General features: G+C 62.7%; 13 protein-coding genes. 10 read left to right on the top strand and 3 right to left on the bottom strand.

All coding sequences use genetic code 11. The annotated features are described in order from the left end of the window. Positions 1 to 308 precede the first annotated feature (308 nt). From FBY20_RS00065 to FBY20_RS00055, 3 genes are all read right to left on the bottom strand, one after another. On the bottom strand, positions 309 to 1,991 hold the full coding sequence (locus FBY20_RS00065) for a flagellin (RefSeq protein WP_056316553.1): 1,683 nt from the start codon (positions 1,989 to 1,991) through the stop codon (positions 309 to 311). A 227-nt stretch (positions 1,992 to 2,218) separates the two neighbouring features. Beyond that, a complete protein-coding gene (locus tag FBY20_RS00060) occupies positions 2,219 to 3,820 on the bottom strand; it encodes a methyltransferase regulatory domain-containing protein (protein ID WP_142049173.1) in 1,602 nt (533 codons plus the stop codon). Between the two features lie 181 nt (positions 3,821 to 4,001). Beyond that, positions 4,002 to 4,757 (bottom strand): RNA polymerase sigma factor FliA, encoded by a 756-nt coding sequence (locus tag FBY20_RS00055; protein WP_056316558.1) that lies wholly within the window; start codon positions 4,755 to 4,757, stop codon positions 4,002 to 4,004. 426 nt (positions 4,758 to 5,183) lie between these two features. Here FBY20_RS00055 and flhD point away from each other — a divergent pair, with 426 nt between their 5' ends. The 10 genes from flhD to FBY20_RS00005 form a co-directional block, all read left to right on the top strand. Then, positions 5,184 to 5,507, top strand: coding sequence for a flagellar transcriptional regulator FlhD (gene flhD, locus FBY20_RS00050; RefSeq protein ID WP_006219025.1), 324 nt, complete (start codon positions 5,184 to 5,186; stop codon positions 5,505 to 5,507). Positions 5,508 to 5,540: 33 nt separating this feature from the next. Further along, positions 5,541 to 6,119, top strand: coding sequence for a flagellar transcriptional regulator FlhC (flhC, locus tag FBY20_RS00045; protein ID WP_056316560.1), 579 nt, complete (start codon positions 5,541 to 5,543; stop codon positions 6,117 to 6,119). A gap of 116 nt (positions 6,120 to 6,235) precedes the next feature. Continuing rightward, entirely contained in the window at positions 6,236 to 7,105 is an 870-nt protein-coding gene (gene motA / locus FBY20_RS00040) for a flagellar motor stator protein MotA (RefSeq protein ID WP_056316562.1), read from the top strand. Positions 7,106 to 7,116: 11 nt separating this feature from the next. Then, positions 7,117 to 8,112: a flagellar motor protein MotB gene (gene motB / locus FBY20_RS00035; RefSeq protein WP_056316565.1), complete on the top strand. Its 996-nt coding sequence runs from the start codon at positions 7,117 to 7,119 to the stop codon at positions 8,110 to 8,112. After that, complete coding sequence (locus tag FBY20_RS00030) at positions 8,109 to 8,489, top strand: response regulator (protein WP_056316568.1); 381 nt, start codon at positions 8,109 to 8,111, stop codon at positions 8,487 to 8,489. The genes motB and FBY20_RS00030 overlap by 4 nt, the downstream gene beginning before the upstream one ends. A 28-nt stretch (positions 8,490 to 8,517) precedes the next feature. Beyond that, on the top strand, positions 8,518 to 10,677 hold the full coding sequence (gene cheA / locus FBY20_RS00025; RefSeq protein WP_056316571.1) for a chemotaxis protein CheA: 2,160 nt from the start codon (positions 8,518 to 8,520) through the stop codon (positions 10,675 to 10,677). 16 nt (positions 10,678 to 10,693) lie between these two features. Beyond that, positions 10,694 to 11,194, top strand: a complete 501-nt coding sequence (gene cheW, locus FBY20_RS00020) for a chemotaxis protein CheW (protein WP_056316575.1) — start codon at positions 10,694 to 10,696, stop codon at positions 11,192 to 11,194. Positions 11,195 to 11,287: 93 nt separating this feature from the next. Further along, positions 11,288 to 12,991 (top strand): methyl-accepting chemotaxis protein, encoded by a 1,704-nt coding sequence (locus FBY20_RS00015; RefSeq protein ID WP_142049169.1) that lies wholly within the window; start codon positions 11,288 to 11,290, stop codon positions 12,989 to 12,991. 8 nt (positions 12,992 to 12,999) lie between these two features. Then, a complete protein-coding gene (locus FBY20_RS00010; protein WP_056316578.1) occupies positions 13,000 to 13,854 on the top strand; it encodes a CheR family methyltransferase in 855 nt (284 codons plus the stop codon). Positions 13,855 to 13,876: 22 nt separating this feature from the next. Beyond that, positions 13,877 to 14,045 (top strand): response regulator (locus FBY20_RS00005; protein WP_142049166.1); only part of this gene is annotated, 169 nt, incomplete at its 3' end.

Genomic DNA, 14,045 nt, shown 5'->3' with positions numbered 1-14,045 from the left:
GCAAGGGGTCAATGGCCCAGGCTCTGCGACGGATAGACAGTGGGAAGAGACCAAATAGGACATGTGGCAAGCGGGGTAGGGGCGAAACGGGACGATTCTGTGGCAAGAATTTTACGAATCGCCCGGGCTGTCCATTCTTAGAATCAGCGTCGGAAATCGCCACCAGTTTGGGGCAAAGCCTGCTTGCTGCGGCCCAAACGAAAAAAACCCGCCGAAGCGGGTTTTTGAGGCATCCAGGATCGTTGCGAAGGACGATCCTGTTTTCCTGGACGGGGAAAGCCGGAGCTTCCCCAGCCGTCTGTGCTGAATTAACGCAGCAGCGACAGAACGGTTTGCGGCACTTGGTTGGCTTGCGCCAGAACCGAGGTGCCAGCCTGTTGCAGGATCTGAGCCTTGGACATGTTCGACACTTCCGTGGCGTAGTCGGCGTCTTGAATACGCGAACGAGCGTTGGAGAGGTTGTTGACCACGTTGTTCAGGTTGGCGATCGTCGATTCCAGACGGTTCTGCACAGCACCCAGTTCGCCGGTCAGCTTGTCCAGCTTCGTGAAGGCGGCGTCCAGCGTCTTCATCGGGTCCGAGGTCTTCGTACCCTTGCTGGTGTCTTCCGTCGTCAGGTTGCCGGCGCTGTTGACCTTGGCTTCTTGACCAATCTTGGGAGCGTAGTCGCCGGTGCCCGTGCCGCTCTTGACCGTGACCGTGCCCGTGTTGGGATCGACCGAGTAGTTGGTCGTGTAGGTCTTGGTCGTCGTGAACGTGCCCTTGTCGTCGACGTACGTGTTGGTCGATTCGCCGGCGGTGAATGCCAGCGAGGCGCTGGTGATGCCGCTACCGATCTTGATGGTGACGTCGCCAACGGCGGCGTTGGCGTTCACGGAGGCCAGCAGCGCGTCGCTGCTGATCGTGTTCGTGAAGGTCAGTTCGTCGGCGGTGCCGGTGTTGGCGTAAACCTTGCCACCCAGGGAAACCGACGAGGTGCCAGCACCGCCCGAGCCGTTGGCGGCCGCGGTGAACACACCGTCCAGCGTGGCGGCGGTACCGCCGGCGCTGTTGGTCGTCAGGTTGTTGTCGGTGTCGAGGTAGGCTTGTTGGCCGCCGATGGTGATCTTGCCGGTGGCGTCGACTTCAAACGAAGCCGTGGCGCTGCCGGTGTTGGCGTAGGTGCCCTTCAGCGTGCCGGTGGCGGGCTTCAGCGAGTCAGCCAGCGAGGTCACGGCGGCAGCGTCGGAGGCCGAGGTGTCGGTGAACGTGAAGTTCTTGTTGGCGGCGTCGTACGTGTAGGTGATGCCCGAGGTGGCATCGCTCACGGTGTTGCCGTTTTCCAGCTTGCCGAAAACCTGGTCTGCCTTCACGGCGGCGTGCGTCGTGGTGACTTGCCATTCGTTGGCGGCAACGGTCGTGCCACCAGCGGCTTGCAGGTCGGACACGGTAGCCGAACGGTTCTGGGTCACGCCCGAGCCGTTGACGTTGAAGCCGTCCAGACCCAGGGTCTTGACGCTGATTTCGGTCAGGTTCAGGGTGATGGTTTCACCGTCGTTGGCGCCGACTTGCAGCGTCAGGGGCTTGGCCGAATCCGACAGAACCTTCACGCCGTTGAAGTCGGTTTGTTGCGAGATGCGGTCGATGTCCGACAGACGTTGGTTGATTTCGTCTTGCATCGAGTTCAGCTGTTCTTGCGAGTAGCTGCCGTTCGAAGCTTGCACCGACAGTTCGCGAACGCGTTGCAGGTGGGTGTTGACTTCCGAGGCGGCGCCTTCGGTCGTCTGAGCCAGCGAGATGCCGTCGTTGGCGTTACGAGCGGCTTGGGTCAGGCCCTTGACGTTCGCGGTGAAGCGGTTGGCAATCGCCATACCGGCGGCGTCGTCCTTGGCGCTGTTGATGCGCAGGCCCGACGACAGGCGTTCGATGGCGGTACCCAGGGAAGATTGCGACTTGTTCAGGTTGTTCTGAGCAACGAGCGACAAGTAGTTGGTATTGATGACTGCAGCCATGTTTAGGCTCCCAAGAGAGAAAGGCTTCTTCAAACCGGGCAGCGGGGCCGCCCATCTTTGTAACGGGAAGAATTCTCTGACTTGTGTCTTCGAATTTCTCCGTTGCCAGGATTACGGCAGTCCAAAATCAATCTTTAGGTTTTTTTTTTGGCAATCGTAAATTTGGCCGATGGACGCCTGGTTTTCCTGCCGGCGCCCTCTGGGCGAGCCGGCAGGGGGCACGGCACTCAGTTCAGCAACAGGCCGCTGCGGCGCAGTTCAGCCAGCAGGGAATTCAAGAATTCCTGGGCGACGGGCTCCAGATTGCGGGCGCCCTTATACGATTGGCCATTCGGATGCGGATGCTTTCCGGTCGTCAAAGCATCACGCACGGCGCTGCGCAGCTCGGTCGCGCTTCGGGATCCGTCCATCAGGGTCATGATGTGCCGGCTCAGCGGATCGGCCGGCGGCGTCACGCCCTGGTGCCAAAGATTGTGCAGGCTGACCTGTGTGTTCTGGCGGGTGGCTTCGGGCAGCAGATCAAGGGCGCCCGCGATGAGCGCCGGCTTGGATTGCGGGGCCTGGTATTGCGCAGGCTCAAGGCGGTAGTGCAGCGCATTCGATTGCACCAGCGCGATGACATGGGCCAGCAACGCTGCTGTCATCTCGTCCTGCGTGGCGGCGGGTGCATGCTTGCTCGCGGCCTCGCGGATGGCTTCGAACGACACCGACTGCGGCCAGGACTGGCCCAGCAGGTCCATCAGCGTATGCGCAATCGGGTCGTGCGACGTCAGTGTCGCGCCCCGCGCCGTGAGGTACTGCCGTTGCTGCGCAGGCGCCGCGGTGCCGGCCTGCAGGCGCAGGTCGGCCGCCAGGTGCATGCCTGTGAAAGCGCTGCCCTCCGGCTGCTCAAGGATTGCGCCGGCCCGCTCGGCGTGAATCAGCAGGCTCTTGCGGAACGAGCGGCCGATGGCGAAGTCCAGATACTGTTCGCGCATCTCGCGGCCGGCGTTCACTGCCAGCCCATTCAGGCCCAGCGCAACCCGAGAGCCATACGTCGAGGGAAAGGACAATTGCGGTTCGGCATCCGTCAGGTAGGCCAAGCCGGCCTGCTGGGCTGCGGCGGCAAACTCCAGGAAATAGCAGGGCGTGTTGACGGCTTCCAGGTATTCGTGAAGCAGGTAGTGGTCGCTTTGCCCCCGCAACTGCTGGGCGGAATGCCGCAGCGCCGACTGCAAGGGATTATTTTCCCAAAGGCCGTTTTCAATCAGGTTCAGCATGTCCTTGGCGCGCGCCACCTTTTCTTGCGGCGTTTGCGCCCCGAAACTGTTGAGCATCATGGCGTCGCGAAGGACATCCGACGCCTTCCAGCCCGGGTAGGTGTTGTAACTGATATAGGCGATGCCCTCGGGCGCGAGGTTCTCCCTGCAGATGCGCAGAATCGCGTCGCGCACTTCCGGCGGCACCCAGCTGAAGACGCCGTGGCAGATGATGTAGTCGAACGTGCCGAACTCGGGCGTGATGTCCGTCAGGCTCATGGCGTGCAGATCGAGATTGCGTGCGCCGGCGGCCTCTGCCGCGCGCTGGCCCGCTTCGATCTGCTGGGGCGACAGGTCGACGCCGACCGCGCGGGCATCGGGATACGCTATCGCGAACGGCAGCAGATTGCCCCCCGCCGCGCAGCCGAGTTCCAGCACGCGCGCGCGATTCAATTCAGGTGCGGAAATGCCATACAGATGCGCCACGGCGCGCAGGCTGCCGGGCGCCGTGTAGGAAAACGGCAAAGAAAGATAGGGGGTTTCGTCGTAGGCGTCAGAAATGGCCTGCGTCAAGCGGTCGGGTGCGCTCATGGCGAAATTCCGGGAGGGTCGTGGTGCACTGCGAGGCTCTCGCGGTTCGCGGCGCACAAGTTTGTGGGCTAGACCGAAAGGCTAGCAGCCCCGTTGCGACCCGGAAGGCACGAACAAGGTCCGATTTTCCCCCTGAATCCGTGCCGGCTGAAAATCGCCCCGATTCCGCCGCGGGGGAAAATCAGATGATCTGCGCGATCTGCCCTTCCTGCGGCAATTCCTGCCAGGCCTGATCTTTCAACCTTGCGCGTATCCGCGCCGTCGCCTGCGACCTCAATTGGCACACCCGCGCCTCGGTCACATTCATGATCGCGCCGATTTCCTTCAGGTTCAGCCCTTGCTCGTAACACAGCGACAGCAACAGCTTTTCGCGGTCGGGCAGGGCGTCGATGGCGTGAACCAAGGCCTGCCGGAAGTCGCCGGCCAATAGCGAGTCCAGCGGATTGCCGCTGGGCGCGCCGTGATTCAACGTGGCGGACCAGTCCGCCTGACCCGATGCCGAATCGGGCTCGGTGGTGAAGTCTTCATAGTGAACGATCTGGACGCCTTGCGCGTCGTGCAGCAGCGTCTGGTATTCGTCCAGCGGCAGTTCTAGCTGCTTGGCGATCTCGGCTTCAGTCGGCGCGCGCATCAAACGCTGTTCCAAAAACTGGATCGCCTGTTCGATCTTGCGGGCTTTCGTGCGCACGCTGCGCGGCAGCCAGTCCTGGCCGCGAAGCTCATCGAGCATCGCGCCGCGAATGCGCGTCGTGGCGTAGGTCTCGAACTGAGCGTCCGCGGTTTCCTGGTAACGGCGGACGGCGTCGAGCAGGCCGATCATGCCGGCCTGTATCAGGTCGTCGAGTTCGACGCTGGCGGGTAAACGGGCGAGCAATTGCAGGGCCAGCTTCCGAACTAGCGGCGCATATTCGACCAGGCTGTCATCTGCGTGGGGCATTGCGGGAATTCTGGCGGAGTCGATCGTGAAGCGCGGTCGATGTTGTCAATTTGCGACATTGTCGACAAGCGCGGCTACGGTAATGCGGGCGAATCTAGGGAATCGTCAAGATGGCATTGTCGGCAATGGGCGGCCGTTCATTTCAGGAAGTACGCAACGTTTTGAATGCTTATTTGGCAAATTGACCAAAATTTGTCACGAACTTGTATGTCAAGGTGTGTCTAGAAAGGCACGTTGCGCAACATCAACAAAGATTTGTCATATAAGTCATAGAAAATGACATGACCTGTGGTAAATTTTACTTAAATTGCGAACAAATGATACATTTCGCATTAAAACAGGATGCAGCGAGCGGACAGGTAACACACGTTGCCTGCGCTATGAGTAATCAAGCCCCTCGGGTGGGATAGGGATAGGGAGTACGGCGTGCAACAAGTAGAAAATTCTTTGCTGGCAGATATTCGCGAAGTGAATCTGTCATATTTGTTACTGGCTCAGCGGATGTTGCGTGATGACTATGCCGCATCGATGTTCCGCCTGGGGTTCAGCAATGAAGTCGCTGACATTCTCATGCGCCTTTCGCCGGCGCAACTGGTGAAGCTGGCCAGCTCCAGCTCGCTGCTGTGCCGCTTCCGTTTCGATGATTACAGCCTGCTGTCGGCGCTGACCCATGATGTATTGGGTGGTGCGCTGCAACAAGCCCACGCCACCATCCTGCTCGCCAAGCAGCCTGTCGAAGAACTGGCCTGACGGCCCGCGAATCCCCACTCGGACACACCTGTCATGGCCTCCAAGAGCGTTTCCCAGGAAGCGGACGACATCCTGCTTGCCAGCTCCATGATTACGCTGGGCGCGCGCCTCCAGGTGCTTGAGGCTGAAACCAGCCTCAGCCACGATCGCCTCGCCCGCCTGTATCGCGAGATCCGCGGCTGCTCGCCACCCAAGGGCATGCTGCCTTTTTCGGTCGACTGGTTCATGACCTGGCTGCCGAATATCCATTCCTCTCTCTTCTATAACGTGTATTCGTTTCTGAATACGCGCACCACCAGCAAAGGCATACGCGCCACCATCGACGCGTATCGTCTGTATCTCGAAAACGCGGGGCAGGAAGCCGCGGATGCTGAGCCCGTCCTGAGCTTTACCCGGGCGTGGATGCTGGTGCGATTCTTCGACAGCGGCATGCTGCAGCTTTCTGCGTGCCGGCAGTGTGGCGGCCATTTCATTGCCCATGCCCATGATCCCCAATCGGATTTTGTGTGTGCCATCTGCCGTCCGCCACCCCGCGCGGGCAAGACGCGCGCGGCGGCCAAGGCACGTGCCGGCACCCGTGCAGCCCCCATTGCGACCGCCGCTCCGACCTGATCGGGCGTCCAAATACATCAAAAGCCCTGGAAAACACCCCCTAACCCGCCTTTTTGGGGCAGGGGGGACAGGGGATCATTGACGCAAGTTATAGACTTCGTTGGCAGGGGCCCGTTGTGTTGATTGTTATCGGTTTTCTTGTGGTGATCGTGTCGGTCGTCGGCAGCTTCATAGCGCTGGGCGGGCACATGGGCGCGCTCTACCAGCCCTTCGAGCTGACGCTGATCTTCGGCGCGGCGTTCGGGGCTTTCCTGGCGGGCAACAGCAAGAAGTCGCTGATGCTGGTCAAGAAGGCGCTCCCCGACGCGCTCAAGAGCTCGCGCTACGGCAAGGACGTCTACATGGAGCTGATGGCGCTCCTGTATGTATTGCTGAACAAGGCGCGCCGCGAAGGCCTGATGGCCATCGAATCGCACATCGAGGATCCGGGCTCCAGCCCGATCTTCAGCGAATATCCCCGCATCGCCAAAGACGAGAAGCTCATGGAGTTCATCACGGACTACCTGCGCATCATGATCAGCGGCAACATGAGCTCGTTTGAAATCGAGACGCTCATGGACGAGGAAATCGAAACCTACCGCCACGAGCGCGAAGTGCCGGCTCATGCGCTGCAGCAGATGGCCGACGGCTTGCCCGCGTTCGGTATCGTGGCCGCAGTGCTGGGCGTGATCAAGGCGCTGGCGGCCGTGGACCAGCCGCCCGCCATCCTGGGCGACCTGATCTCCAAGGCCATGGTCGGCACGTTCCTGGGTATTTTGCTGGCTTATGGTTTCGTCGGTCCGCTGGCCTCCCGCGTGGAGCGCCGCACGGACGAGGCCATGAAGGTGCTTGAGTGCATCAAGACGACGCTGCTGGCCAGCATGAACGGCTATCCGCCTCAGCTTGCGGTGGAATTCGGCCGCAAGGTGCTGTTCTCGGCGGTCCGGCCCACCTTCGGTGAGCTGGAAGAGCACGTGCGCCAGACCAAGTCGACCGGCAAGGCCTGACGGAGCGGGCCATGAGCACGGTAAATAATCACCGTGTGGTGATCCGCCGCAAGAAGGTCAAGGGCGGCGGGCACCACGGGGGCAGCTGGAAGATCGCGTACGCCGACTTCATTACGGCGATGATGGCGTTCTTCCTGGTGATGTGGCTGGTCAGCATCGTGCCGAAGGAAGAACTCAAGGGGATTGCGGAATACTTCCGCATGCCGCTGCGCGTCGCCATCACGGGCGGGCCCAGCAGCTCGGCCGAAACCAGTGCCGTGCCGGGCGGCGGGCAGGATCCGTTGCGCAGCGAAGGCGACGTCCGCCGCGGCCAGGGCAACCGGGTCGAATCCCAGCCCATGGGCGACGCCGAGCGCCGCGAGCAGCATCGCCTGGAAAACCTCAAGAAGCGCCTCGAGAACGTCATCGAGACCAGCCCCGTCCTGAAATCCTTCCGGCCGCAGCTGCTCATCGACCTGACGACCGAAGGCCTGCGCATCCAGATCATCGACAACCAGAACCGCCCGATGTTCGCCACCGGCCGCGCCGAAGTGCAGCCGTACATGCGGGACATCCTGCGCGAGCTGGGGCCGGTGCTCAATGAACTGCCCAACAAGGTCAGCATCTCGGGTCATACCGACGCGTCGCAGTATGCGCGCGGCGAGCGAGCCTACAGCAACTGGGAGCTTTCGGCCGACCGGGCGAACGCCTCGCGCCAGGAACTGGTGGCGGGCGGCATGAACGAAAGCAAGGTCATGCGCATCCAGGGTCTGTCTTCCAGCATGAGTCTGGTTAAAGATGATCCGTATGCAGCCGTTAATAGACGCATCAGCCTGGTGGTGCTCAACCAAAGCACCCAGAAGCGCATCGAGAGCGAGAACGCCGCAGCCGCGGATTTGAGCGCCAAGGATGCGCGCGAGGTGGGGACGGCCGTGCAGGCGGTGCAAGCCGCCAGCAAGGCCGCAACGGCAACCAAGCAGGGCGAGGCGGTGAACACCCCGCCCGCTGAAGGGGTTCGACAGCAATGACGGCAACGATACTCGTGGCGGACGATTCCACGACCATGCGGATGATCGTTCAGGCGACGCTGACCGGCGCAGGCTGGAAGGTGTTGACGGCCTGCAATGGCCAGGAAGCGCTCGAGGTGGCGATGGCCAACCCGGTGGACCTGGTCGTCAGCGACTGGAACATGCCTGTGAAGGGCGGTCTGGAGTTGATCCAGGGGTTGCGCGAAGAGGACCGGTACATGGATGTGCCGGTGCTGGTGCTGACCACCGAGGACGACGTGGACAGCAAGATGGCAGCCCGGGATCTGGGCGTTTGCGGCTGGCTTTCCAAGCCGGTGGATCCCGATGTGCTGGTGGAATTGGCGACCGAGCTGCTCGACGAGCAGGCCGGCGCGTAGCAGGTTCATTTAGAAAGGCGTACGGGTCATGAGTTCTGGTTTGGACCTCAGTCAGTTTTACGAGACCTTTTTCGACGAGGCGGACGAACTGCTTGCGCAGATGGAGCAGCTGTTGCTCGAGCTCGATGTGGGCTCGCCCGACATCGAGCAGCTCAACGCCATTTTTCGCGCGGCGCATTCGATCAAGGGTGGTGCGGCGACGTTCGGCTGTTTCAACCAGCTGGCGGGCACGACCCATCTGCTTGAGAACCTTCTGGACGCGATCCGGCGTGGCGAAATGGCGCTGCGCACGGACATGATTGATATTTTCTTGGAAACGAAAGACGTGCTCAAAAGCCAACTGGACGCCTATCGGGCCTCCGAAGAGCCCGATGACGCCGTGTTTGAGCGTATTTGCGCCGTATTGAGGCAGCTTGCGCTGGAGCATAAGGATCCTGCCGCAGCCGCTGCTGCACCCGCGCCCGCTGCGCCGGCCGCCGCGCCGGCTCCGGCGCCCGCCCCGGTGCAGCAGGCGCCCCAGCCCGCGCCAGCCGCGCCCGCCGAGCCGGCGGCTCCGGCCGCGGCGTCCGGTTCGCAGGATGGCCTGCCGCTGCGCGTGCGCATCACCAAGGTGTCGGACAAGGACGCCGCGTCCCTGCTCGAAGAGATGGGCAACCTGGGCAACGTCAAGGCAAGCGAACGCGCCAACGGCGTGCTGACGGTGTGGGTGGACAGCACCTGCACGCCGGAAGACATCGAGGCCGTGTGCTGCTTCATCGTCGACGGCGACCAACTGAGCATCGCTCGTGAAGCCGCGCCGGCAGGCGGCGATGCCGCACCGGCGGCCGCCGAAGCGGCGCCCGCCGCGCCCGTAGCGCAGCCGGCCCCCGCCGCAGCGCCGGTCGTGGCCGAAGCGCCGGAAGCGCACGCCGCAGAACCCGCCGCCGCTGAAGCCGGCGCCCCGGCTGCCCGCGCCGCGCGTCCCGCTGCGTCCGCTGCCGCGCACGCCGACAAGGAATCGACTTCGATCCGCGTCGGCGTTGAGAAGGTCGACCAGGTGATCAACCTGGTGGGCGAACTGGTCATCACGCAGGCCATGCTGGCGCAGACCGCCTCCACGCTGGATCCGGTGCTGCACGATCGCCTGCTGAACGGCATGGAGCAGCTCGAGCGCAACGCGCGCGATCTGCAGGAAGCCGTCATGTCTATCCGCATGATGCCGATGGATTACGTGTTCAGCCGCTTCCCGCGCCTGGTGCGCGACATTGCCGGCAAGATGGGCAAGCAGATCGAACTGCAGACCTACGGCCGCGCGACCGAGCTGGACAAGAGCCTGATCGAACGCATTATCGACCCGCTGACCCACCTGGTGCGCAACAGCCTGGACCACGGCATCGAAACGCCTGAAAAGCGGATCGCCGCGGGCAAGGACCCGGTTGGCCAACTGGTGCTGTCCGCGCAACACAACGGCGGCAACATCGTCATCGAAGTCAGCGACGACGGTGGCGGCCTGAACCGCGAGAAGATCCTGAAGAAGGCCATGGCGCAGGGCCTGGCCGTCAACGAGAATTCGCCCGACGACGAAATCTGGCAGCTGATTTTCGCGCCCGGCTTCTCCACCGCCGAGAAGGTCACGGACATCTCCGGCCGCGGCGTGGGCATGGATGTGGTGCGCCGGAACATCCAGGACATGGGCGGCCACGTGCAGCTGTCGTGCGAGCCGGGCCACGGCACCACGACGCGTATCGTGCTGCCGCTGACGCTGGCCATTCTGGACGGCATGTCGGTGCGCGTGGGTGAAGAGACCTTCATCCTGCCGCTGAACCACGTTACCGAATCGCTGCAGCCCACCAATGACCAGATCTACTCGGTCGCCGGCAACGAACGCGTCATGCATGTGCGTGGCGAATACCTGCCGCTGGTCGAGATGCACCGGGTGTTCTCGGTGGGCGAAGCCCAGACCGATCCCACCCAGGCGATCGCCGTCATCATGCAGGCCGAGGACCGCCGCTTTGCGCTGCTGGTCGATCACCTGATCGGGCAGCACCAGGTCGTGGTGAAGAATCTGGAATCGAATTACCGCAAGGTCCCGGGCATTTCCGCCGCCACCATTCTTGGCGATGGCAGCGTGGCCCTGATTGTCGACGTATTTGCGCTCGCGCGCGCCAACCGGGAACGCTGGTCGCAGCCCGAAGCCGTTCTGAATTGATGGAGCTCTAAAAATCATGGCAGCCAAACCGCAAGCGCAAGCCGCGCGCAATGAAGATGTCGGCAGCGAATTCCTGGTCTTCACGCTGGGCGACGAAGAATACGGCATCGACATCCTGAAGGTGCAGGAGATCCGCGGCTACGACGCCGACACGGTCACCCGTATCGCGAATGTCCCGCCCTTCATCAAGGGCGTGACGAACCTGCGCGGCATCATCGTGCCGATCGTCGACCTGCGCATCAAGTTCAACCTGGGCCGCGTCGAATACAACGAGCAAACCGTCGTCATCATCCTGAACCTTGACCGCCGTGTCGTGGGCATCGTGGTGGACGGCGTGTCGGACGTGCTGATGCTGAACGCCGGCCAGGTTCGTCCGGCGCCCGAGTTCGGCGCCACGCTGTCGACCGAGTACCTGACCGGTCTGGGCACCGTGGACGAGCGGATGCTGATCCTGGTGGACATTGAAAAGCTGATGACCAGCGACGAAATGGCGCTGGTGGAGAAGGTCGCCTCCTGATCGGAGTTCGGCCGGAATGCGGGGTAAAGGCGCCATATTGATCGCGATGTGGCGCTTTCCTTTAACGATTGCAGTCAAGGGATGGTTCTTGTGATGCGCAAGTTTTTCGCGAACATGACGATACGCAGCAGCCTGTTGTGGGTGCTGGCGTTCTTCTCATTCATGTTGGTGATCGGTGCCGCGCTGGGCGTGCTGTCTTTGCGCATCAGCAACGGGACGCTGGCCGAAATCAAGCAATCGCAGGAATTGGACGACGCCGTCAGCCGCGTCGTGTCCAGCTACAAGGACACCCTGAACGGCCTGGGCCGTGCCGCGTCCTCCAACTATGCGGACATCGTGCGCAGCATCGGCCAGCCGACCTTGTTGGCGCAGGGGCTGTCCAGCGAGGCCGCAGGCCTCCTGGAGCGGGCCAAGGCGTCGCAGAACAAGGGCCAGGCCGAGTTCGATTTCTACAAGACCCTGCCGCGTCCCGCCGAGGCGGCCGAGGCGCTCAAGGAAATCGACGATTCTTACACGGCCCTCTTGCAGCAAGGCATCACGCCGCTGATCGGCGCGCTGGAAAAGGCCGACATGCCGGCCTACCAGACGCAGATCCAGAAAGTGCAGGACGCGCTGGAAGGCCGCTTTGCACGCGCGGTTGAAGGCTTCGATTTCTGGCGCGCCAGCAAGATGATGGACGCCTTTGAAGTCGCGCAGGTGCGCTACCAGTTCGTGCTGATGGCGGTGAGCGCCGGCGGCATCATCGCCGCGCTGCTGGTCTTTGCCACCTATGTCTTCCTTCGCCGCCGCGTGCTGCAGCCGCTCAAGGAAGCCGGCCATCATTTCGACCGCATCGCCAGCGGCGACCTGACCGCCCGCGTCGAGGTCAGCAACACGAATGAAATCGGCCAGCTGTTTGCGGCGCTCAAGCGCATGCAGGAAAGCCTGACGCGCACGGTGGCTTCGGTGCGCCGTGGCGTGGACGAAATCAACGTGGGCTCGCACGAGATCGCCGCAGGCAACACGGATCTGTCCAGCCGGACGGAGCAGCAGGCTGCCTCGCTGGAAGAGACCGCTGCCTCGATGGAAGAACTGGCCTCGACCGTCAAGCAGAACGCGGACAACGCCCGTCAGGCCAACCAGCTTGCGGCCAGCGCGTCGGACGTGGCCGAGCGCGGCGGCGCGGCGGTGTCGGAAGTGGTGCACACCATGGAAGGCATCTCTGCCAGCTCGCGCAAGATATCCGAAATTGTGTCGGTGATTGACGGCATCGCGTTCCAGACCAACATCCTGGCGCTGAACGCGGCGGTGGAAGCGGCCCGCGCGGGTGAGCAGGGCAAAGGCTTTGCGGTGGTGGCGGGCGAAGTGCGCTCGCTGGCCCAGCGCAGCGCGCAGGCGGCCAAGGAAATCAAGGGCCTGATCGAGGACTCCGTGACCAAGGTGGGCGCCGGTTCTCAGCAGGTCGAACGCGCCGGTTCCACGATGCAGGAAATCGTGGCGTCGGTGAAACGCGTGACGGACATCATGGGCGAGATTTCTGCGGCGTCCGAAGAGCAGTCCAGCGGCATCGACCAGGTGAACCGCGCGGTGTCGCAGATGGATGAAGTGACGCAGCAGAACGCGGCGCTGGTGGAAGAGGCCGCGGCCGCCGCCGGCTCGCTGCAGGAGCAGGCCCAACGCCTGGCCGAAGCAGTGGCCGTATTCAAGATCAACACGGGCGAGGTCATCGAAGTGCCGGCGCATCGGCTGTCTTCGGTGCACGCCACCTATGACGACGCCCGTCTGCATGCGCCCGATGCGCCTGCACTGGGACGCTGAGGATACGCGTGGCAACTTCGGCGAATACGGCGCCGTCCATTCCGGTGGACCGCCAGTTTGATTTTCGGGACGCGGACTTTTCCCGCGTCCGCAAGATGATCCACGCGCGGGCCGGCATTTCGCTGGGCACGCACAAGCGCGAGATGGTCTACAGCCGCCTCGCGCGCCGCCTGCGTGCGCTGGGCGGGCAGGATTTCGCCAGCTATCTGGATAGCCTGGAGAACGAGCCTGACTCGGCGGAGTGGGAAGATTTCATCAACGCGCTCACGACGAACCTGACCGCGTTTTTCCGCGAATCGCATCACTTTCCCATCCTTGCCGACTTCGCGAAGAAGCGCGGCGGGCCGGTTTCGGTCTGGTGCTGCGCGGCCTCGACGGGCGAAGAACCTTACTCGATCGCCATCACGCTTACCGAGGCCCTGGGGCCGCGGGGCGCGGGTTCCACCGTGCTGGCTACCGACATCGACACCAACGTGCTGCAGCGCGCGCGCACTGGTGTCTATCCGAACGAGCGCGTCGCGAAGATGGAGACCGAGCGCCTGCGCCGGTTTTTCCTGAAGGGCCGCGGCGCGAACGAAGGGCACGTGCGGGTGCGCCCCGAGATCGCCGAGATGGTGCGCTACGAGACGCTGAACCTGTTGTCGCCCTCGTGGGGGATCACCGAGAAGTTCGACGTGATCTTCTGCCGCAACATCATGATCTATTTCGACAAGCCGACGCAGGCCAAGATCCTGGAGCGGTTTGTGCCGCTCATGAAGCCGGGCGGCCTGCTGTTTGCCGGCCATTCCGAGAACTTCACGTACATCAGCCGCGATTTCCGTCTGCGCGGGCAGACGGTCTACGAATGCGCAAATAAGGCCTGACCGGGCCAGGGCAGCAAACAAGATGAAGAAAATTAGCGTTTTGTGTGTGGATGACTCCGCGCTGGTGCGTGGCCTGATGACCGAGATCATCAACAGCCAGCCGGATATGGAAGTGGTTGCGACCGCGCCCGATCCGCTGGTCGCCCGCGAGCTCATCAAGCGCCACAACCCTGACGTGCTGACGCTGGACG

Origin of the sequence: Achromobacter sp. SLBN-14 (assembly GCF_006715415.1) — a bacterium.
Lineage (GTDB): Bacteria > Pseudomonadota > Gammaproteobacteria > Burkholderiales > Burkholderiaceae_B > Achromobacter > Achromobacter mucicolens.
Note: the sequence above shows the minus strand (reverse complement) of the source record. Positions and strands in the feature narration are given on the sequence as shown.